This window comes from Pseudomonas sp. PDM13, from assembly GCF_025685765.1.
Classification (GTDB): Bacteria; Pseudomonadota; Gammaproteobacteria; order Pseudomonadales; family Pseudomonadaceae; genus Metapseudomonas; species Metapseudomonas solani.
Genome location: NZ_JAOTQU010000009.1, coordinates 16,897 through 37,261, shown reverse-complemented (window position 1 = coordinate 37,261; position 20,365 = coordinate 16,897). Strand labels below are relative to the sequence as shown.

Here is a 20,365-nt window from a genome sequence, read left to right as displayed (position 1 = left end):
CAAGCCCGTCGTCTGCATCGCATCGCTGCAACCACAACAATCAAGGATGCGTCATGACAACAATGAAACGCGCGGGGCGCCTGCTGGCCCTCGCTACCGCCTCGCTGCTCGCCTTGCAGGCCCAGGCCGGCCCCAACAAGGTGCTGTTCTTCGGTATCGACGGCTTCAAGGCCGATGCCATTCCCGCCGGCAACATGGTCAACCTCGAGCAACTGATCGCCAGCGGCGTCTACACCGACGGCGGCTGGTCGCCGGACACCTCCATGAGCGGCCCCGGCTGGTCGACCCTGTTCATGGGCGTCGAACGCGACAAGCACGGCGTGCGCGACAACAACTTCACCGGGCAGAACTACGCCCAGTACCCGCACTTCCTCACCCTGCTGGAACAGCGCAAGCCCCAGTTGGTGACCGCCTATGCCTACAACTGGTCGCCGCTCTACGCGCAGATGAAGCCCCAGGCCGACCTCAAGTTCGACGGCCCGGAAGCCAATGACCCGGTGCTGGTGGCCCAGGCCGAGGACTGGCTGCGCAACCGTGCCGACCTCGACGTGCTCAGCGCCTACTACTACGGCGTCGACGAAGCCGGCCACAGCCACGGCTTCCACTCCGACACCCCGCAATACGTCCAGGCCATGGGCCAGGCCGACGCCGCCCTCGGCCGCCTGCTGCAGGCGATCAAGTCGCGCCCCACCTACGCCCAGGAGAACTGGCTGATCGTGGTCAGCACCGACCACGGCGGCAGCAGCACCGGCCACGGCGCCAACCGCCCCGAACACCGCAAGGTGGCGGTGGTGCTCAGCGGCGCCGGCATTCCCGCCCTCGGCCGCAACCGCCTGGCCACCCCGCTGCGCCAGGTGGACGTGGTGCCCACCCTGTTCGAGCACCTGGGCGTCTCCACCCAGGGCCTGGCCCTGGACGGTCGCTCGCGCCTGCACCCGGTGGCGCGCACCTTCGCCTTCGGCCAGAACCTGCTGGCCAACCCCGGCGCCGAGTACGGCGCGGCCCACACCGACCTGGCCTACGACCCGGATATCGCCGGCTGGACCAAGGGCGGCCTGCAGACGGTGATGCGCTACGGCGCCCGCAGCGAACTGCCCGCCGGCCAGGGCCAGCTCTTCGTCGGCCAGGGCAAGGGCTCCCTGACCCAGCGCATCGAGCTGCCGCCGGAGGCCGCCGGCCGTCCCTTCCAGCTCGACGCCCTGCTCGGCGCCAGCGCCAGCAGCAGCCATGACGCCCGTGTGCTGGTGCGCTTCCACACCGCCGAGAAACGCAGCTCGGTGTACTGGAACGACGACACCGGCTACTTCTTCGCCGGCGATCGCTACTACCGCTACAACTACCGCGACGACAAGGTCGACGCCGGTTATCCACAACCCATCGCCGGCAACTGGGTGGGCTTTGAAGGCTTCGAGGGCGGCGCGCGGGACATCGACGCCGGCTTCAACGCCGGCAACGGCAAGGCGTACTTCTTCAAGGGCACCCAGTACGTGCGCTTCGACATCGCCAGCGACCGCGTCGACCCCGGCTATCCCAAGCCCATCGCCGGCAACTGGTCGGGCCTGGAACGCTTCACCGGCGGCGCCCGCGACATCGGCGACGTGCTCGAGGCCAGCGGCTCCAAGCTGTACTTCTTCAAGGGCAGCCAGTACATCCGCTACAACCTGACCACCGGCGACAAGGCGGACAAGAACTACCCGCTGGACGTCTCCGGCGCCACCTGGTCCGGCGTGCAGCAGTGGCCCCTGGGCCTGGACGCGGCGGTCAAGCGCAACAGCTCCATCGCCTACCTGTTCAACGGCGGCGAGTACGTGCGCTACAACCTGATCACCGACAAGGCCGAGAGCGGCTACCCGCGCCCCGTGGACGGCGCCACCTGGCCGGGCCTGACCGGCTTCGTCGAAGCGGGCACCGCCTTCGCCACGCCGGCCCTGACCGCCGCCGAGCGCAACGGCCAGCCGCTGGCCCGCAACCTCTATGGCACGGTGCCGGCCGGCGCCACCTCGGTGGAAGTGGAACTGCGCTTCGAGAAGGGCAGCGGCTCCGGCTTCCCCTTCGCCGATGAGCTGAACTTCCGCGTCGACTGACCCCCGGTCACCCAGGTGCGCGCCGACCGCTCGGCCCCCGGCCTTCCGCCCGGAGCGCACCTGGGATTAGAATCCCCTCTTCCCTGCCACACCCTCAGGCGGGCCAGTGAGCCCCGGCCGAGCGCGCGGTGATCCCGCGATGCACTCACGCCACCCCCGGACGCAACGACCACATCCGTTTGCCAACGGCACCCACCGCGCTCACGATACGACCTATAACCTGATCAGCCTGCAGGACAGAAGAAATGCCTGATTACCGCTCGAAGACCTCCACCCACGGCCGCAACATGGCCGGCGCCCGCGCCCTCTGGCGCGCCACCGGGATGAAGGACGAAGACTTCAAGAAACCGATCATCGCCATCGCCAACTCCTTCACCCAGTTCGTGCCCGGCCACGTGCACCTGAAGGACCTGGGCCAGCTGGTCGCCCGCGAGATCGAGAAGCACGGCGGTGTGGCCAAGGAATTCAACACCATTGCCGTGGACGACGGCATCGCCATGGGCCACGACGGCATGCTCTATTCCCTGCCGAGCCGCGAGATCATCGCCGACTCCGTGGAATACATGGTCAACGCCCACTGCGCCGACGCCATCGTCTGCATCAGCAACTGCGACAAGATCACCCCCGGCATGCTGATGGCCGCCCTGCGCCTGAACATCCCCGTGGTGTTCGTCTCCGGCGGCCCGATGGAAGCCGGCAAGACCAAGCTGGCCAACCACGGCCTGGACCTGGTGGACGCCATGGTGGTGGCCGCCGACGACTCCTGCTCCGACGAGAAGGTCGCCGAGTACGAGCGCAGCGCCTGCCCCACCTGCGGTTCCTGCTCCGGCATGTTCACCGCCAACTCCATGAACTGCCTGACCGAGGCCCTGGGCCTGTCGCTGCCGGGCAACGGCTCCACCCTGGCCACCCACAGCGACCGCGAGCAGCTGTTCCTGCGTGCCGGCCGCCTGGCCGTCGAGCTGTGCCAGCGCTACTACGGCGAAGGCGACGCCTCCGTGCTGCCGCGCAACATCGCCAACTTCAAGGCGTTCGAGAACGCCATGACCCTGGACATCGCCATGGGCGGTTCCACCAACACCATCCTGCACCTGCTGGCCGCCGCCCAGGAGGCGGAGATCGCCTTCGACCTGCGCGACATCGATCGCCTGTCGCGCAAGGTGCCGCAGCTGTGCAAGGTGGCGCCGAACATCCAGAAGTACCACATGGAAGACGTGCACCGCGCCGGCGGCATCTTCAGCATCCTCGGCGAGCTGGCCCGTGGCGGCCTGCTGCACACCGACGTGCCCACTGTGCACAGCCCGAGCATGAGCGACGCCATTGCCCAGTGGGACATCACCCAGACCGCTGACGAAGCCGTGCACACCTTCTTCAAGGCGGGCCCGGCCGGCATCCCGACCCAGGTCGCCTTCAGCCAGAGCACCCGTTGGGACACCCTCGACGACGACCGCGCCGAAGGCTGCATCCGCAGCGTCGAGCACGCCTACTCCCAGGAGGGCGGCCTGGCCGTGCTCTACGGCAACATCGCCCTGGACGGCTGCGTGGTGAAGACCGCGGGCGTGGATGAATCCATCCACGTGTTCGAAGGCACCGCGAAGATCTTCGAAAGCCAGGACAGCGCCGTGAAGGGCATCCTCGCCGACGAAGTGAAGGCCGGCGACATCGTCATCATCCGCTACGAAGGCCCGAAAGGCGGCCCGGGCATGCAGGAAATGCTGTACCCCACCAGCTACCTGAAGTCCAAGGGCCTGGGCAAGCAATGCGCCCTGCTCACCGACGGCCGCTTCTCCGGCGGCACCTCGGGCCTGTCCATCGGCCACGCGTCCCCGGAAGCCGCCGCCGGTGGCGCCATCGGCCTGGTGCAGGACGGCGACAAGGTGCTGATCGACATCCCCAACCGCAGCATCAACCTGCTGGTGTCCGATGAAGAGCTGGCCACCCGCCGCGCCGCGCAGGACAAGAAAGGCTGGAAGCCCGCCGCCCCGCGCGCGCGCAAGGTGACCACCGCCCTCAAGGCCTACGCCCTGCTCGCCACCAGCGCCGACAAGGGCGCCGTGCGCAACAAGGCGATGCTGGAAGACCTGTAAGCGCTACCCGCGAACGAAAAAGCCCGGCCATGTGCCGGGCTTTTTATTGGGTGCTCCGTCAGCTCAGCGGCTTCACCCGCACGCACCGTAGGATGGCGTAGAGCGCAGCGAAACCCATCACCGTCCCACGCAGACACCGCAAACGTCGGGTTGCACCCGACCTACACGCTGCTCATAGGAGCTCGCCAGACTTCATGCAGAACCTGAAGCTCGAATTCGAAGAGAACGCCGCCGAGTTCTACATCGCCTCGCTTGCGAGAGGAATTCTCGAAGGCATCAAGAGCGGCGCCCTGACTGCGGAGACCGGAATCTGGTCCCTGGGCCGCCCCGTATTCCGCAACACCCTGATGACCCTATCCATCAGCGCAGCGTTGAAAGCGGTTCTGGAAAGCTTCGACGAGCTCGATGCCCTCACAGAACTCGGTATCGACCTGCAGCCCACACTACAACGCATGATCGATGCGCTGGACCGCTGTCAGCGCTCGATCAATGTCGACGCGAGCCTGACTATTCGCGCCATCAGCCCGTAGGGCGGGTGCAACCCGCAGCGACCCTGCACCGCACATGTCGGGTTGCACCCGACCTGCATCTTCGCAGCGCCCGGCAAACAGCTGACCGGCGCCCCTCGCCGCCCCCGGCCATTCAGGTAGAATCGCCGCTTTTTTGCGGACCATCGCCATGAGTTCACTGGAAAACCCGGCCACTTCCACCTCCCGCAACGAGTTGGTCTACGGCCTCGACGACAAGCCGCGCCCGCTGGTGGCGCTGCTCGCCGCACTGCAGCACCTGCTGGCGATCATCGTGCCCATCGTCACGCCCGGCCTGCTGATCTGCCAGGCCATCGGCGTCTCGGCGCGCGACACCAACCTGATCGTCTCCATGTCACTGGTGATCTCCGGCATCGCCACCTTCGTCCAGTGCAAGCGCTTCGGTCCCTTCGGCGCCGGGCTGCTGATCGTCCAGGGCACCAGCTTCAACTTCGTCGGCCCGCTGATCGCCGGCGGCGCGCTGATGGTCAAGCAGGGCACCCCGGTGGAAGCGGTGATGGCCGCCATCTTCGGCGTGGTGATCGCCGGCTCCTTCGTGGAGATGGGCATCTCGCGCATCCTGCCCTTCGTCAAACGCCTGATCACCCCGTTGGTGACCGGCATCGTGGTGCTGATGATCGGCCTGACCCTGATCAAGGTCGGCCTGATCAGCATGGGCGGTGGCTTCGGCGCCATGGCCAACGGCACCTTCGCCAATGGCGAGAACCTGCTGCTGTCCGGCACCGTGCTGGCGATAATCGTCGTGCTCAACCGCATCCCCGTGGTGTGGATGCGCAGCTGCGCCATCGTCATCGCCCTGGCCGTGGGCTATGCCCTGGCCGGCTACCTGGGCCGCCTGGACTTCACCGGCATGCACCAGGCCGAGCTGTTCCAGGTGCCGATGCCGCTGCACTTCGGCCTGGGCTTCTCCTGGAGCCTGTTCATCCCGATGCTGGTGATCTACCTGGTCACCTCGCTGGAAGCCATCGGCGACGTCACCGCCACCAGCAAGGTCTCGCGCCAGCCGGTGGAAGGCCCGCTGTGGATGCAGCGCATCAAGGGCGGCGTGCTGGTGAACGGCGCCAACTCGCTGCTGGCCGGCGTGTTCAACACCTTCCCCAGCTCGGTGTTCGCGCAAAACAACGGCGTGATCCAGCTCACCGGCATCGCCAGCCGCCATATCGGCCTGTGGATCGCCGTGGTGCTGGTGATCCTCGGCCTGTTCCCGGCGGTGGCCGGCGTGATCCAGGCGGTGCCCGAGCCGGTGCTCGGCGGCGCGGCCATGGTGATGTTCGGCGCGGTGGCCGCCTCGGGCATCAACATCCTCGCCGGCATCGAGCTGGACCGCCGCGCGCTGCTGATCATCGCCGTGTCCCTGGCCCTGGGCCTGGGCGTGTCGCAGGTGCCGGAGTTCCTCGCGCACATGCCGGCGGCGCTGCGCAACGTGCTGGAATCCGGTGTCGCCACCGGCGGCATCTGCGCACTGCTGCTGAACTGGTTCCTGCCGGAATCCCCGCGCCACGCCGAGTGATGCAGAATGGGCCTCGTTTCCCGACGAGGCCCCTTCCATGACCCTGCGCATCGGCCTGATCGCCGACACCCACGGCCTGCTCCGGCCCCAGGCCCTCGCGGCCCTCCAAGGCTGCGACCATATCCTCCACGCCGGCGACATCGGCAAGCCCGAGATCCTCGACGCCCTGCGCCGCCTGGCACCCCTGACCGTGGTACGCGGCAACAACGACACCGAACACTGGGCGCAACGCATCCCTCACGACGCCACCCTGCGCTCCGGCGGCACCTGCCTCTACCTGGTCCACGACCAGGCGGACATCCCCGCCGACCTCGCCACGCGCGGCATCGACGCCATCATCACCGGCCACTCCCACAAGCCGCTGATCACCCACCGCGACGGCATCCTCCACATCAACCCGGGCAGCGCCGGGCCACGGCGCTTCAAGCTGCCGATATCGGTGGGATTCCTGCTGATCGAAAACGAGCGGGTGCGCGCGGAATTGCGCGAGCTGGAGGTTTGAGCGGGGGGCCGCCCGGAGCCCCTACAGGGTGGATCCGGGCGTGGACGGCGCTTCTTACGTCCACCAACGATGTTGCAGCCGGCTCAGCGCCGCTCCCATACCTGGAAGGCATAGGCGGGGGTTTCCGCGCTGGCTTCATGCTCGATGCTGGAGGCCAGGTGCCAATCGGCATCCGGCACTTCGGGGAAGAAGGCGTCGCCTTCCGGGGCCAGTTCGACGCGGGTCAGGTAGAGGCGATCACCGTGCGCCAGGCCCTGGGTGTAGAGCTGGGCACCGCCGATCAGCATCACTTCTTCGGCGTCTTCCTCACGGGCCCAGTCTTCGGCGCGCACCACGGCCTCTTCCAGGCTGGCGAACACCTCGGCGCCCTCCAGCTGCAGGCCGGCCTGGCGGCTGACCACCAGGTTGAGGCGCCCCGGCAGCGGGCGGCCGAGGGAGTCCCAGGTCTTGCGGCCCATGATGATGGGCTTGCCCAGGGTCAGGGCCTTGAAGTGCTTGAGGTCCGCCGGCAGGTGCCAGGGCAGTTGGTTGTCACGGCCGATCACGCGGTTCTGCGCGAGGGCGGCGATCAGGGAGAGGGGCAGGGTCTTTTTCATGGCGGCGAGAATACCAGAGCGAAGCGGCCAGGCCAGCCGGCCTTTCTTTCTGTCCGTCGGGCCGGTCACGCCTCGCAACACTTGCCGCGCGGCGCACCACAAACCGTCATCTATCCTGCGGCAGGCTTGCGCTTCCCCTACCGCAAGGAGACGCTCCATGGCATCCACTTCTACCCTGCGGCATTGGCTGGCGGTCTGCAGCCTGACGTTGCCCCTCTGTTCATTCGCCGCGCCGGACCCGGTGCAATCCGCCATCGACTGGGCCGCCCAGCAGCCCCGCGCCGCCAAGGGCCATGCCCAGGGCGAGGGCACGCCGCTGGTGGTCGGCCATCGCGGCGCCAGCGGCTATGTGCCGGAGCACACCCTGGCCTCCTACGCCCTGGCCGCCCTGCAAGGCGCCGACTTCGTCGAGCCGGACCTGGTGATGACCCGCGACGGCCAGCTGGTGGCCCGCCACGACAACGAACTGGGGCTGACCACCGACGTCGGCAAGCACCCCGAGTTCGCCGACCGCAAGCGCACCCAGACCATCGACGGCGTGGCGCTCACCGGCTGGTTCAGCGAAGACTTCACCCTGGCCGAGCTGAAGACCCTCAAGGCCATCGAGCGCATCCCCCAGGTGCGCCCGGGCAATGCGCGGCTGGACGGCGCCTTCGAGATCCCCACCCTGCAGGAGATCATCGACCTGGTGAAGAGCCTGCAGCTTAGTCAGCAGCGGCGCATCGGCCTGTACATCGAGACCAAGCACCCCACCCACTTCCAGCAACTCGGCCTGGCCATGGAGAAACCGCTGCTGCGCGCCCTGCAGCGCAACGGCTACACCGACCGCCGCTCGGCGGTGTACATCCAGTCCTTCGAGGTGGACAACCTGCAGCGCATCGCCCGGCAGAGCAGCATCCGCCTGATCCAGCTCTACGGCGCCGGCCAGCCCTATGACCAGCAGGTGCTGGGCACCGGCCTGACCTACGCCAAGATGGCCAGCGCCGCCGGCCTCAAGACCGTCGCCCGCTATGCCGCCGGGGTCGGCCCGGACAAGGCCTACGTGATCCCCCGCGACGCCGCCGGCAACCTGGGGCAGCCCACGCGCTTCGTCGCCGACGCCCACGCCGCCGGGCTCAAGGTGCACCCCTACACCTTCCGCGCGGAGAACGCCTTCCTCCCCACCAACCTGCGCAACGGCAGCGACCCGCAGGTGCGCGGTGATATCGAGGCGGAGATCAACGCCTTCCTCGATGCCGGCATCGACGGCCTGTTCATCGACCAGCCGGACATCGCCGTGCGCGTCAGGGAGCAGCGCGCCACCCACTGACCCGCACGCCGCGACACCCCCGGCCCAAGCGGCCGGGATTCCACCCTCCTGCCGTTCAGCGGTTATGCTTCTGCCTCGCCCCACCGGAAGAGAACCCGCGTGACCGAGAGCCCACCGCCGAACCTCACTCCCCTGCAACGCCTCTGGCTGACCGAAGCCGTGCGCCTGCGCGAAGAACACGCCGGCCCGCTGGAAGACGGCGAAGCCAACCGCCGCGCCAATGCCGCTGGCGGCGACCTCGCCCAGCGCATCCAGACCCGCGCCCTGTGGCTCGCCGAACGCGACGGCCAGCTGGCCGCCCTGCTGCACTGGTTGCAGGGCGCGCGCCTGGCCTTCGCCGCGCTGCTGCTGGTGGCCCTGGCCGCCGGCAGCGCCATGGCAGTGGCCGCACTGGGTGACGGCCAGCGCCCGGTCAATGTGTTCTGGGCCTTGGGCAGCCTGCTCGGCCTGCACCTGCTGATGCTCCTCGGCTGGCTGCTGGGCCTGACCTTCGGCGGCCACGCCAGCGTCCTCGGCCGCCTCTGGTGGTGGCTCAGCGGCAAGCTCGCCCGGGATGCCAATGCCGCGCAGCTGGGCCCGGCGCTGCTGGTGCTGCTGCAACGCCGCCGCCTGGCCCGCTGGGGCCTGGGCGCACTGGTCAACGGGCTCTGGAGCCTCAGCCTGGGCACCGCACTGCTGTGCCTGCTGGCGCTGCTGGCCACCCGGCGCTACGGTTTCGTCTGGGAAACCACCATCCTCGGCAGCGACACCTTCGTCGCCCTGACCCAGGCCCTGGGCGCCCTGCCCGCCCTGCTCGGCTTTGCCCTGCCGGACGCCGACACCATCCGCGCCAGCAGCGACGTGGTGGCCGCCGCCGATGCGCGCCAGGCCTGGTCCGGCTGGCTGCTGGGGGTGTGCCTGGTCTACGGCCTGCTGCCGCGCCTGGCACTGACGCTGCTGTGCCTGTGGCGCTGGCGCAGCGGCCGCGAACGGCTCGACCTGGACCTCGCCCTGCCCGGCTACGGCCTGCTGCGCGAGCGCCTGCAGCCGGCCAGCGAACGCCTTGGTGTGCTCGACGCCGACCCCGGCCTCGCGCTGACCGACGCCGCCCAGGCCCACCCCGACAGCGGCAGTGGCGCCTTGCTGGTGGCCATCGAGCTGGACAACAGCCGTCCCTGGCCGCCGACCCTGCCGCGCGGCGTGGGCGACGCCGGCATCCTCGACAGCCGCGAGCAACGCCAGCGCCTGCTGGAGCAGCTCACCCGCTTCCCGCCGCAACGCCTGGCCATCGCCTGCGACCCACGCCGTTCGCCGGACCGCGGCACCCTGGCACTGATCGGCGAACTGGCACGCTGTGCCGCCGCCACGCGCGTCTGGCTACTGCCCGCCCCACCGGGCGCGGCGCTGGACAGCCTGCGCCTGGGGGAATGGCACCAGGCCCTGTCGCGGCTGGAGCTGGAGCATGCCGACAGCTCGCCCCTCGCCTGGCTGGAGAAGGGTCATGACTGATGCACTGAAACTGGCCGTGGTCGGCCACACCAACGTCGGCAAGACCTCGCTGCTGCGCACCCTGCTGCGCGACCGTGGCTTTGGCGAGGTGTCCCACCGCCCCAGCACCACCCGCCATGTCGAGGGCGCGCGCCTGTCGGTGGACGGCCAGCCGCTGCTGGAGCTCTACGACACCCCCGGCCTGGAAGACGCCATCGCCCTGCTCGACTACCTGGAACGCCTGGAGCGCCCCGGCGAGCGCATGGACGGCCCGGCGCGGCTGGCACGCTTCCTCGATGGCAGCGAGGCACGCCAGCGCTTCGAGCAGGAAGCCAAGGTGCTGCGCCAGTTGCTGGCCTCCGATGCCGGCCTCTATGTGATTGACGCCCGCGAGCCGGTGCTGGCCAAGTACCGCGACGAGCTGGCGGTGCTGGCCATGTGCGGCCGGCCGCTGCTGCCGGTGCTGAATTTCGTCGCGGTGAACGACCACCGCGAAGCCGAATGGCGCGAGGCCCTGGCACGCCTGGGCCTGCACGCGCTAGTGCGTTTCGACAGCGTGGCGCCGCCGCTGGATGGCGAGCGCCGCCTCTACGAAAGCCTGGCCCTGCTGCTGGAACGGGCGCGCCCGCAACTGCAACGGCTGATCGAGGACCACGAGGCCCAGCGCGGCCTGCGCCAGCGGGCCGGGGCACGATTGATCGCCGAGCTGCTGCTGGATGTCGCTGCCTGCCGCCGCAGCGTACCCGCCGACGAGGCCAGCCTGGCCCGGGCCACCGAGGCGTTGCGCCAGCAGGTGCGCGCCCGCGAGCAGGCCTGCGTCGATGCCCTGCTGCGCCTGCACGCCTTCCGCCCGGAGGATGCCGCCGCCGGCGACCTGCCGCTGCTGGACGGGCGCTGGGGCGATGACCTGTTCAACCCCGAAACCCTCAAGCAGCTTGGCGTGCGCCTGGGCAGCGGCATGGCGGCCGGTGCCGCCGCCGGGGCCGGCGTCGACCTGCTGGTGGGCGGCCTGACCCTGGGCGCCGCAGCGGCCCTGGGCGCCATCGCCGGGGGTGCCTGGCAGACCGTCGGCCACTACGGCGAGCGCCTGCTGGGCAAGATCCGCGGCCAGCGCGAGCTGACCGTGGACGATGCCATCCTGCGCCTGCTCGCCCTGCGCCAACGCCAGCTGCTGCAAGCCCTGGACGCACGCGGGCACGCCGCCGTCGACGCCATCCGCATGGCGGCGCCGGAGGAGAAGCAATGGCGCCAAGGCAAGCTGCCACCGGCATTAGGCAAGGCGCGGGCGCACCCGGAATGGTCGTCGCTCAACCCCGGCGCGGAGCTGGAGCAGGCGGAACGGCAGGAGCAGGTGAAGGCGCTGGCGGCGGAGTTGGGGTGATGGAGAGGGGCGGCTACGCCGCCCTGGGCGAATGAATTCGCCCCTACAAGAGCCACGCCCCCACGGTATCCATGCCTAGGCGTAGCCCGGGCTTCAGCCCGGGGATCGGGGCAAGTTCTTCGCAAATGAATTCGCCCCCACCCGGAGGGCGACCACAGGTGGGTTCCTGGGGCCGCGCCTGTGGGAACCCGAGCGGGTCAGACCGCGACCGGCGCCTTGATGTGCGGGTGCGACTGGTAGCCCACCAGCTCGAAGTCCTCGAACTTGAAGGCCAGCAGGTCCTTCACTTCGGGGTTGAGCTTCATGGTCGGCAGGGGCAGCGGCTCGCGGGTGAGCTGCAGGTCGGTCTGCTCGATGTGATTGGCATAGAGGTGGCAGTCGCCGCCGGTCCAGACGAAATCGCCGGGCTCCAGGCCGCAGACCTGCGCCACCATCAGCGTCAGCAGGGCGTAGCTGGCGATGTTGAAGGGCACGCCGAGGAAGATGTCCGCCGAACGCTGGTACAGCTGGCAGCTGAGCTTGCCGTCGGCCACGTAGAACTGGAACAGCGCGTGGCAGGGCGGCAGGGCCATCTGTTCCACCAGGGCGGGATTCCAGGCGGAGACGATCAGGCGGCGCGAGTCCGGATTCTTGCGGATCATCTCGATCAGCTTGCCGATCTGGTCGATCGACTCGCCATTGGGCGCCGGCCAGCTGCGCCACTGGTAGCCGTAGACCGGGCCCAGGTCGCCGTTCTCATCGGCCCACTCGTCCCAGATGGAGACGCCGTTTTCCTTCAGGTAACGGATGTTGGTGTCGCCCTGGAGGAACCACAGCAGCTCATGGACGATGGACTTCAGGTGGCACTTCTTGGTGGTCACCAGGGGGAAACCATCGGCCAGGTTGAAGCGCATCTGGTGGCCGAACACGCTGTAGGTGCCGGTGCCGGTGCGGTCGCTCTTGAAGGTGCCGGTCTCACGCACCAGGCGCATCAGGTCGAGGTACTGTTTCACGAGGCGACTCCTTGGACGGGCTGGCGACGGTAGGCCCAGACGATCAGGCCGAGGCCGCCGAGGATCATCGGCACGCAGAGCACCTGGCCCATGGTCAGCCAGCCGAAGGCCAGGTAACCGAGCTGGGCGTCCGGTACGCGGACGAACTCGACGATGAAGCGGAAGATGCCGTAGCACAGCGCGAACATGCCGGAGACGGCCATGGTCGGGCGCGGCTTGCGCGAGTAGAACCAGAGGATGGCGAACAGCGCCACGCCTTCGAGGGCGAACTGGTACAGCTGCGACGGGTGGCGCGGCAGCGGGCCGCCATTGGGGAAGATCATCGCCCAGGGCACGTCGGTGACCTTGCCCCAGAGCTCGGAGTTGATGAAGTTGCCGATGCGCCCGGCGCCCAGGCCGATGGGTACCAGCGGGGCGATGAAGTCCATCAGCTGGAAGAAGCTCTTGCCGTTGCGCCGGCCGAACCACAGGGTCGCCAGCATCACGCCGATCAGGCCGCCGTGGAACGACATGCCGCCCTTCCACACTTCGAGGATCAGCAGCGGGTTGGCGAGGTAGGCGGACAGGTCATAGAACAGCACGTAGCCGAGGCGGCCACCGGCGATCACGCCCAGGGCGACCCAGAACACCAGGTCGGAGAGCTTCTCGCGGCTCCAGGTCGGATCGAAGGCCTTGAGGCGGCGCGAGGCCAGCCACCAGGCACCGCCGATGCCGATCAGGTACATCAGGCCGTACCAGTGGATTTTCAGGGGTCCGAGGCTCAGGGCCACCGGATCGATCTGGGGATAAGCCAGCATCACGACTCCTTAGATCAGAAAACTCAGCCCGACCGAGAACAGCAGCAGGGCGAACAGGCGCTTGAGCAGACGCGGCGACAGGCGATGGGCCAGGCGGGCGCCGAAGCGGGCGAAGAACATGCTGGTCAGCGCGATGCCGGCCAGCGCGGGCAGGTAGACGAAGCCGAAGCTCCACTGCGGCAGGTGCGGCTCGTTCCAGCCCAGCACCATGAACGACAGGGCGCTGGCCAGGGCGATGGGCAGCCCGCAGGCGGAGGACGTGGCCACCGCCTGCTGCATGGGCACGCTGCGCCAGGTGAGGAAGGGCACGGTCAGCGAACCACCGCCGATACCGAAGATCGCCGAGGCCCAGCCGATGAAGGCGCCGGCGACGGTCAGCCCCGGCTTGCCGGGCACGTCGCGGCTGGCCTTGGGCTTGAGGTCCAGGGCCATCTGCAGGGAAACGAATATGGCGAAGCAGCCGATGATCTTCTGCAGCATGGGGCCCTGGATCGCCTTGGCGGTCAGCGAACCCAGCGCCGCGCCGAGGAGGATGCCGAGGGTCATCCAGGCGAAGATGTGCCAACGCACCGCACCCTTGCGATGGTGCTCGCGTACGGCGTTGATCGAGGTGAAGATGATGGTCGCCAGGGAGGTACCGACGGCGAGGTGGGTCAGGACGCTGGGGTCGAATCCCTGGGCAGTGAAACTGAAAACCAGCACCGGCACGATGATCATGCCGCCACCCACACCGAACAGACCGGCGAGCACGCCGGCGCAGGCGCCGAGTACCAGGTAGAGCAGGAATTCCATCGACACCCCCGAAAACAAAGCGGCATGTTAACGGAAGCCCGCCCGAGGCTCCAACGACTCGATGGCGAGCCGCCGAGCGGCTGCTAGACTCGCGACAACAAAAAGGAGACGACTCCAGATGTGCCTCATCGCATTCGCCTGGCAACCCGGACAGGAAGTCCCGCTGGTACTGGCTGCCAACCGTGACGAGTTCTACGCCCGCCCCACCCAACCCCTGGCCCACTGGCCAGACGCCCCCGGCCTCTACGCCGGTCGCGACCTCGAAGCCGGCGGCACCTGGCTGGGCCTCGGCCCCGACGGCCGCTTCGCCGCCCTGACCAATATCCGCGACCCGCGGCTGCCCCCGGTGGGACGCTCCCGTGGCGAGCTGTGCGTGCAGTTCCTCAACGGTACGCTGGGCCCGGCCGAGTTCCTGGTTGACGCCCAGCGCCGCGCCGCCGACTACGCCGGCTTCAACCTGCTGGTGGGCGACAGCCGCGAGGTGTGCTTCCTCAACCCCCGAAGCGGCGGACCGAGAACGCTGGCCGCCGGCATCTACGGGCTGTCCAACGCCGACCTCGACACGCCCTGGCCGAAGGTCGACCGGGCCAAGGCGGCCCTGGCGGAGTGCCTGCAAGGCGTTACCACCGACACCCTGCTCAACCTGATGCACGACCCCGAGGCGGCGCCGGACGCGATCCTCCCCGACACCGGCGTGGGTCTGAACACCGAGCGCATGCTGTCCCCGGTGTTCATCGCCACCCGCACCTACGGCACCCGCGCCAGCACGGCGCTGATCGTCCATGCCGACGGTCGTCGCGAGCTGGTGGAGCGCAGCTACGGCCCCCACGGCGAGCAGCTGGGGCAGGTGGAGATGGTGCTCTAGGGCAGAACCCTGCCGTGCGCCGGGGATGCCCACGGCGCAGCGGGGCACCCGCGCCTATTGATCGCGGGTGCTGCCATGGGAAGGAAAACGGGATGCAGCGTGACCCCGGAACCGGGGCTCAGGCCTGGATGGTAGCGGCCGGGTTGATCACGCGGCCCAGGCCCAGGTTGCGCAGGGCCAGGTGCAGGGAGCTGTGGATAACCTGCGGGTTGTCGATGCCCATCAGTTGCTCGAGCAGCTCACGTGCCTTGCTGATGCTGACCTGGCGCAGCAGCCACTTCACCTTGGGCAGGTTGGTGGCGTTCATCGACAGGCTGTCGAAGCCCATGGCCAGCAGCAGGACGGCAGCGGCGGGATCACCGGCCATCTCGCCACAGATGCTCACCGGCTTGCCTTCGGCGTGGGCGTCGTTGACCACCTTGACCAGCGCTTGCAGCACCGCCGGGTGCAGGTAGTCGTAGAGGTCGGCGACGCGCGGGTTGTTGCGGTCCACCGCCAGCAGGTACTGGGTGAGGTCGTTGGAGCCCACCGAGAGGAAGTCCACTTGGCGCGCCAACTCACGGGTCTGGTACACGGCCGCGGGGATCTCGATCATCACGCCCACCGGGGGCATGGGGATGTCGACGCCCTCGTCACGCACCTCGCCCCAGGCACGGTGGATCAGGTGCAGGGATTCTTCCAGCTCCTGCACGCCGGAGATCATCGGCAGGAGGATGCGCAGGTTGTTCAGGCCTTCGCTGGCCTTGAGCATGGCGCGCACCTGCACCAGGAAGATTTCCGGGTGGTCGAGGGTGACGCGGATGCCGCGCCAGCCGAGGAAGGGGTTGCTTTCCTTGATCGGGAAATACGACAGCGCCTTGTCGCCACCGATGTCCAGGGTGCGCATGGTCACCGGCAGCGGATGGAAGGCGGCGAGCTGCTCGCGGTAGATGGCGAGCTGCTCCTTTTCGCTGGGGAAGCGCTCGTTGATCATGAACGGCACTTCGGTGCGGTACAGGCCGACGCCTTCGGCGCCGCGCTCCTGGGCACGGGTCACGTCGGCCAGCAGGCCGGTGTTGACCCACAGCGGCATGCGGTGGCCGTCCAGGGTTTCGCAGGGCAGGCTGCGCAGGGCGTCGAGGCCCTTGACCAGCTGGCGCTCCTCCTCCACCACCTCGCTGTACTGCTTGCGCAGCTCGGCGGAGGGGTTGGTGAAGACTTCGCCGTGGTAGCCGTCGACGATCAGCTCGATGCCGTCGACCTTGGAGTACGGCAGGTCGACCACGCCCATGACCGTGGGCACACCCATGGCGCGGGCGAGGATGGCGACGTGGGAGTTGCCGGAGCCGAGTACCGAAATCAGGCCCACCAGCTTGCCTTCGGGCACTTCGCCGAGCATCGCCGGGGACAGTTCTTCACTGACCAGGATGGTGTTGTCCTGGTACACCAGGTTCTGCTTGCGCTCTTCCTGCAGGTAGGCGAGCAGGCGGCGACCGAGGTCCTTGACGTCAGAGGCGCGCTCGCGCAGGTAGGCGTCGTCCATCAGTTCGAAGCGCTTGACGTGCTCCATCACCACCTGGCGCAGGGCACCCTGGGCCCACTGGCCGGAGCGGATGACCTTCTTCACTTCCAGGCCGATGGAGGCGTCGTCGAGCATCATCAGGTAGACGTCGAACAGCGCCCGCTCCTCGGGGCGCAGCTGGCTGGCCAGCTTGCTCGACAGGCGGCGCATGTCTTCGCGCACCGCTTCCAGGGCCTGCTTGAAGCGTTCGACTTCGGCCTCGATGTCATCGACGGCGCGGTCGGGCACCACTTCCAGGTCGGCCGGCGGCAGCACCACCACGGCGGTGCCCACGGCAGCACCCGGCGCACCGGGCACACCGACGAACTTGGCTTCCTGGATACCCTTGCCCTGGCGGCCCAGGCCACGGATCGAACCGGTGGCCTCGGCATGGGCGATAACGCCCGCGAGCTGGGCGCTCATGGTGACGAGGAAGGCTTCCTCGCCCTCGTCGAACTGGCGGCGCTCCTTCTGCTGTACGACCAGAACGCCCATCACCCGGCGGTGGTGGATGATCGGTGCGCCGAGGAAGGAGGCGTAGCGTTCCTCGCCGGTCTCGGCGAAGTAGCGATAGCGGGGGTGGTCGGCGGCGTGCTCGAGGTTGAGCGGCTCCTCGCGGGTGCCGACCAGGCCGACCAGGCCCTCGTTGGGGGCCATGCTGACCTTGCCGATGGAGCGCTTGTTCAGGCCCTCGGTGGCCATCAGCACGAACCGGTTGGACTCGGGGTCCAGCAGGTAGACGGAGCAGACCTGGCTGCCCATCGCTTCCTTGACCCGCAGCACGATGATCGCCAACGCCGCCTTCAGATCCTTGGCGGCGTTCACTTCCTGGACGATCTTGCGCAGCGTATTGAGCATGGCCTTGTAGCCTTTCTCCGGGTCAGTCTTGCGCCAGCAGGCGCGGGGCTAATTCCTTGAGGGCACGGCGGTAGACTTCTCGCTTGAAGGTCACGACCTGTCCCAGCGGGTACCAGTAGCTGACCCAGCGCCAGCCGTCGAACTCAGGCTTGCCGGTCAGGTCCATGCGAACCCGGTTCTCGTCCGATTGCAGGCGCAGCAGGAACCACTTCTGCTTCTGCCCGATGCACAGGGGTTGGCTATGGGTCCGCACCAGACGCTGCGGCAGACGATAGCGCAACCAGCCCCGGGTGCATGCAAGTATTTTCACATCCCGTTCCTCGAGCCCGACCTCTTCGTTCAGCTCGCGGTACAGCGCCTCTTCCGGCGTCTCACGGGGGTTGATGCCCCCCTGGGGGAACTGCCAGGCGTCCTGATTGATACGCCGAGCCCACAGCACCTGCCCGACCTCATTGGCGAGAATGATGCCGACATTGGGGCGAAAACCATCGGGATCGATCACGGCGAACAACCTCGCATACGCATGTTCCGGCATTGTTCCATAAAGCCTGTAAACGCGGCAATGCGGGCTTTTAGCGCAATGGGCAGGCCGGGGAAAAGTGGTTATTCTGGCCGCCCTTCGTAGTTTCGATTCAAGGTAAAAGACGTGCGCCTGGCCCTTTTCGATCTCGACAACACCCTCCTCGGCGGCGACAGCGATCACGCCTGGGGCGACTACCTGTGCGAACGCGGCATTCTCGACGGCGATGCCTACAAGAGCCGCAACGACGAGTTCTACCAGGATTATCTCGCCGGCCGCCTGAACATCACCGATTACCTGAACTTCAGCCTGGAAATCCTCGGCCGCACCGAGATGGCCCAGCTGGAGCAGTGGCACCGCGAGTTCATGCGTGATTGCGTCGAGCCGATCATCCTGGCCAAGGGCGAGGCCCTGCTGGCCGAGCATCGCGCTGCAGGCGACAAGCTGGTGATCATCACCGCCACCAACCGCTTCGTCACCGGCCCCATCGCCGCGCGCCTGGGGGTCGAGACCCTGCTGGCCACCGAATGCGAGATGGCGAACGGCCGCTACACCGGGCGTACCACCGACGTGCCCTGCTTCCGCGAAGGCAAGGTCACCCGCCTGGAGCGCTGGCTCGCCGAAACCGGCCTGAGCCTGGAAGGCGCCAGCTTCTACAGCGACTCGCTGAATGACCTGCCGCTGCTGGAGCGGGTGACCCGCCCGGTGGCGGTCGACCCCGACCCCAAGCTGCGCGCTGAGGCCGAGCGTCGCGGCTGGCCGGTGATCTCCCTGCGCTGAGCCGCCTCAGAGCGAGAGCGGCTTGGCCACCATCAGGAAGAAGATGCCGACGAAGGCGATGAAGGCCGGCCAGCCTAGGATGAACCAGACCTTCATATAAAGGTGCGCCCTGGCCGGCAGTTCCCCACCGTCGGCCAGCGCATCGCGCGCCATGTCGCGCACGCGGATCTGCAGCCACACCACCGGCAACCAGCAGAGCCCGGCGAACACGTACAGGCCCACGCTCCACAGCAGCCACACCTGGTTCAACGGCCAGCCCGCCAGCTTGGCCAGGGCCAGGCCGCTGAACGGCTGGAACACCGCGGTGGTGGCGATGAACAGCCAATCGGCGGTGACCAGGTGGCGGAAGGTCACGGCGATCACCTCCAGCCGCTGGCTGCGCCAGGCGCGCAGGGCGTAGTAGGCCGAGCCCAGCCCGGTGCCGAACAGCAGGGTGGAGGACATGATGTGCAGGGTCTTTAGCAGCAGGTACAGGCTCATCCGGTTTTCCGTTGCGAGGGCTCCAGCCACAGCACCCAGAGGGTGGCGACCATGAGCACGAGGTTCTTGCCGACCGCAGCATAAGGGTCGGCCCAATAGTGCGGAAGCAGCAGGCTGATCAGCAGCGTATAGGCCAGCATCAGGCCCAGCTGCGCGAGCAGCGCGTGGCGCCGCCAGCGCCTTAGCAGCAGGCCGATGCCCAGCAGCGCATCCAGCAAGGCGCCGCCCACCACCGCCAGCGTGGCCAGCAGGCCGGAAACACCCATCTCCGCCATGATCCGCAGCCCCCAGTCGAACCCGGGGCCGAGGCAGACCAGCGCGGTGCCCAGCCAGATCAGCACCAGGGCCGCCAGCATCAGGGGATGCAGCCAGCCGTTCACCGCCCGGGCCTTCTGTGGCCAGGTGGAATCCAGGCGCTGGTCGAGCGCTGCCGGGCGATGGCCACTGAGCTGTTCCAACGGTGCGGCATCGCCCAGGTTGTCTTGCCGCGCCAGGGCCGGCAGTTGCGGGTCCAGCAGGTGCAGGCGAGTGGCGATACCCGCCAGCATGGGCGGCAGTCGAAGGTAACGCGCGGGGCTCCAGCCCATGTGGGCGCGCAGGCGGTCGAGCAGCTCACCCTGGGTCAGCGCTTCGGGGCCGACCAGTTCCAGCACCCCGGGCCGTTCGGGCCAGTGTCGCAGCAGGGCCGCAACCGCGCCCACCAGATCATCCACATGCAGCGGCATGCTCCGCGTCCGGGTATCCAGCAGGGGCGCCAGGGGCAATGCGGCGAGGCGTTCCAGCCAGGCGCTACTGGCGCCGCCCTCGCCCAGCACCAGGGACGGGCGCAACACCACGGCGGGAATCCCCAGGGCCAGCAGGTGTTCGTCCGCCCGGGCCTTGCTGGCGAGGAAGGGCAACCCGCCCGCCTCACCCGCGCCCAGGGCGGAAAGCTGCAGCACCGCCGCGCCGTGGCGGGCGGCAAGGTCGAACAGGGCGCAGGCGCCATCGGCCTGCACACGGGTTTGCCGCGCCAGATCGCTGTCCAGCACGCCGGCGGCGTTGATCACTAGGTCGATGCCATCGGGCCAGGGGAAGTGCTCGGGCTTTTCAGCCAGGCGCTCCAGGTCCAGCGGCTGCCAGACGACGCCGGGCAACTGCGGCCCAGTGCCCGAACGGGAGGTGGCGACCAGGGTGTGGCCGCCGGCAGACAGGGCGCGCAGAAGGTGACGACCGATAAAGCCGCTGGCACCGACCAGCAGGATGCGCCTGGCCAAG

The 20,365-nt window shown here is 68.3% G+C and carries 18 protein-coding genes; 10 read left to right on the top strand and 8 right to left on the bottom strand.

The window, feature by feature from the left end; genetic code table 11:
* Positions 1–53: 53 nt before the first annotated feature.
* The 5 genes from OEJ36_RS11650 (at position 54) to OEJ36_RS11630 (ending at position 6,731) form a co-directional block, all read left to right on the top strand.
* The gene (locus OEJ36_RS11650) at positions 54–2,084 is read left to right on the top strand and encodes a hemopexin repeat-containing protein (protein WP_263401630.1); all 2,031 of its coding nucleotides are present in this window, start codon (positions 54–56) and stop codon (positions 2,082–2,084) included.
* 245 nt (positions 2,085–2,329) lie between these two features.
* A complete protein-coding gene (ilvD, locus tag OEJ36_RS11645) occupies positions 2,330–4,171 on the top strand; it encodes a dihydroxy-acid dehydratase (RefSeq protein WP_263401629.1) in 1,842 nt (613 codons plus the stop codon).
* Positions 4,172–4,365: 194 nt separating this feature from the next.
* Positions 4,366–4,701, top strand: a complete 336-nt coding sequence (locus OEJ36_RS11640; RefSeq protein ID WP_263401628.1) for a hypothetical protein — start codon at positions 4,366–4,368, stop codon at positions 4,699–4,701.
* A gap of 148 nt (positions 4,702–4,849) precedes the next feature.
* Positions 4,850–6,229, top strand: coding sequence for a nucleobase:cation symporter-2 family protein (locus OEJ36_RS11635; protein WP_263401627.1), 1,380 nt, complete (start codon positions 4,850–4,852; stop codon positions 6,227–6,229).
* A gap of 43 nt (positions 6,230–6,272) precedes the next feature.
* On the top strand, positions 6,273–6,731 hold the full coding sequence (locus OEJ36_RS11630; RefSeq protein WP_263401727.1) for a metallophosphoesterase family protein: 459 nt from the start codon (positions 6,273–6,275) through the stop codon (positions 6,729–6,731).
* Positions 6,732–6,814: 83 nt separating this feature from the next.
* Here OEJ36_RS11630 and OEJ36_RS11625 read toward each other — a convergent pair whose 3' ends face one another.
* Positions 6,815–7,327 (bottom strand): dihydrofolate reductase, encoded by a 513-nt coding sequence (locus OEJ36_RS11625; protein ID WP_263401626.1) that lies wholly within the window; start codon positions 7,325–7,327, stop codon positions 6,815–6,817.
* A gap of 157 nt (positions 7,328–7,484) precedes the next feature.
* Here OEJ36_RS11625 and OEJ36_RS11620 point away from each other — a divergent pair, with 157 nt between their 5' ends.
* From OEJ36_RS11620 to OEJ36_RS11610, 3 genes are all read left to right on the top strand, one after another.
* On the top strand, positions 7,485–8,636 hold the full coding sequence (locus OEJ36_RS11620) for a glycerophosphodiester phosphodiesterase (protein WP_263401625.1): 1,152 nt from the start codon (positions 7,485–7,487) through the stop codon (positions 8,634–8,636).
* A 99-nt stretch (positions 8,637–8,735) separates the two neighbouring features.
* Positions 8,736–10,124, top strand: coding sequence for a DUF2868 domain-containing protein (locus tag OEJ36_RS11615; RefSeq protein WP_263401624.1), 1,389 nt, complete (start codon positions 8,736–8,738; stop codon positions 10,122–10,124).
* Positions 10,117–11,484 (top strand): GTPase/DUF3482 domain-containing protein, encoded by a 1,368-nt coding sequence (locus OEJ36_RS11610; RefSeq protein WP_263401623.1) that lies wholly within the window; start codon positions 10,117–10,119, stop codon positions 11,482–11,484. The genes OEJ36_RS11615 and OEJ36_RS11610 overlap by 8 nt, the downstream gene beginning before the upstream one ends.
* A 197-nt stretch (positions 11,485–11,681) precedes the next feature.
* On the opposite strand, the gene OEJ36_RS11605 is transcribed toward OEJ36_RS11610, so the two are convergent.
* From OEJ36_RS11605 to OEJ36_RS11595, 3 genes are read right to left on the bottom strand one after another with little or no spacing between them, the layout of a single operon-like run.
* Positions 11,682–12,476: a thymidylate synthase gene (locus OEJ36_RS11605; RefSeq protein ID WP_263401622.1), complete on the bottom strand. Its 795-nt coding sequence runs from the start codon at positions 12,474–12,476 to the stop codon at positions 11,682–11,684.
* Entirely contained in the window at positions 12,473–13,273 is an 801-nt protein-coding gene (gene lgt / locus OEJ36_RS11600) for a prolipoprotein diacylglyceryl transferase (RefSeq protein ID WP_043245811.1), read from the bottom strand. The genes OEJ36_RS11605 and lgt overlap by 4 nt, the downstream gene beginning before the upstream one ends.
* Before the next feature lie 9 nt (positions 13,274–13,282).
* On the bottom strand, positions 13,283–14,065 hold the full coding sequence (locus OEJ36_RS11595) for a sulfite exporter TauE/SafE family protein (protein WP_184488373.1): 783 nt from the start codon (positions 14,063–14,065) through the stop codon (positions 13,283–13,285).
* Between the two features lie 118 nt (positions 14,066–14,183).
* Here OEJ36_RS11595 and OEJ36_RS11590 point away from each other — a divergent pair, with 118 nt between their 5' ends.
* Positions 14,184–14,930, top strand: coding sequence for an NRDE family protein (locus OEJ36_RS11590; protein ID WP_263401621.1), 747 nt, complete (start codon positions 14,184–14,186; stop codon positions 14,928–14,930).
* A 118-nt stretch (positions 14,931–15,048) separates the two neighbouring features.
* Here the strand turns inward: OEJ36_RS11590 and ptsP are convergent, their stop codons facing one another.
* Together ptsP and OEJ36_RS11580 are read right to left on the bottom strand one after the other, a co-directional pair.
* Positions 15,049–17,328 carry a phosphoenolpyruvate--protein phosphotransferase gene (ptsP, locus tag OEJ36_RS11585; RefSeq protein WP_263401620.1) on the bottom strand — a complete coding sequence of 760 codons (2,280 nt, stop codon included), beginning with the start codon at positions 17,326–17,328 and terminating at the stop codon, positions 15,049–15,051.
* A 22-nt stretch (positions 17,329–17,350) separates the two neighbouring features.
* The gene (locus OEJ36_RS11580; RefSeq protein ID WP_081672122.1) at positions 17,351–17,830 is read right to left on the bottom strand and encodes an RNA pyrophosphohydrolase; all 480 of its coding nucleotides are present in this window, start codon (positions 17,828–17,830) and stop codon (positions 17,351–17,353) included.
* A gap of 144 nt (positions 17,831–17,974) precedes the next feature.
* On the opposite strand from OEJ36_RS11580, the gene OEJ36_RS11575 reads away from it, so the two are divergent.
* Positions 17,975–18,628, top strand: a complete 654-nt coding sequence (locus OEJ36_RS11575) for an HAD family hydrolase (protein WP_263401619.1) — start codon at positions 17,975–17,977, stop codon at positions 18,626–18,628.
* Positions 18,629–18,634: 6 nt separating this feature from the next.
* Here OEJ36_RS11575 and OEJ36_RS11570 read toward each other — a convergent pair whose 3' ends face one another.
* Entirely contained in the window at positions 18,635–19,108 is a 474-nt protein-coding gene (locus OEJ36_RS11570; RefSeq protein ID WP_021218303.1) for a DUF2269 family protein, read from the bottom strand.
* The gene (locus OEJ36_RS11565) at positions 19,105–20,364 is read right to left on the bottom strand and encodes an SDR family oxidoreductase (RefSeq protein WP_263401618.1); all 1,260 of its coding nucleotides are present in this window, start codon (positions 20,362–20,364) and stop codon (positions 19,105–19,107) included. The genes OEJ36_RS11570 and OEJ36_RS11565 overlap by 4 nt, the downstream gene beginning before the upstream one ends.
* Position 20,365: the final 1 nt, after the last annotated feature.

Coding starts and splice junctions, on each gene's coding strand:
- OEJ36_RS11650 (WP_263401630.1), top strand. CDS start 54: ATGACAACAATGAAACGCGCGGGGCGCCTGCTGGCCCTCGCTACCGCC.
- ilvD (WP_263401629.1), top strand. CDS start 2,330: ATGCCTGATTACCGCTCGAAGACCTCCACCCACGGCCGCAACATGGCC.
- OEJ36_RS11640 (WP_263401628.1), top strand. CDS start 4,366: ATGCAGAACCTGAAGCTCGAATTCGAAGAGAACGCCGCCGAGTTCTAC.
- OEJ36_RS11635 (WP_263401627.1), top strand. CDS start 4,850: ATGAGTTCACTGGAAAACCCGGCCACTTCCACCTCCCGCAACGAGTTG.
- OEJ36_RS11625 (WP_263401626.1), bottom strand. CDS start 7,327: ATGAAAAAGACCCTGCCCCTCTCCCTGATCGCCGCCCTCGCGCAGAAC.
- OEJ36_RS11620 (WP_263401625.1), top strand. CDS start 7,485: ATGGCATCCACTTCTACCCTGCGGCATTGGCTGGCGGTCTGCAGCCTG.
- OEJ36_RS11610 (WP_263401623.1), top strand. CDS start 10,117: ATGACTGATGCACTGAAACTGGCCGTGGTCGGCCACACCAACGTCGGC.
- lgt (WP_043245811.1), bottom strand. CDS start 13,273: ATGCTGGCTTATCCCCAGATCGATCCGGTGGCCCTGAGCCTCGGACCC.
- OEJ36_RS11595 (WP_184488373.1), bottom strand. CDS start 14,065: ATGGAATTCCTGCTCTACCTGGTACTCGGCGCCTGCGCCGGCGTGCTC.
- OEJ36_RS11590 (WP_263401621.1), top strand. CDS start 14,184: ATGTGCCTCATCGCATTCGCCTGGCAACCCGGACAGGAAGTCCCGCTG.
- ptsP (WP_263401620.1), bottom strand. CDS start 17,328: ATGCTCAATACGCTGCGCAAGATCGTCCAGGAAGTGAACGCCGCCAAG.
- OEJ36_RS11570 (WP_021218303.1), bottom strand. CDS start 19,108: ATGAGCCTGTACCTGCTGCTAAAGACCCTGCACATCATGTCCTCCACC.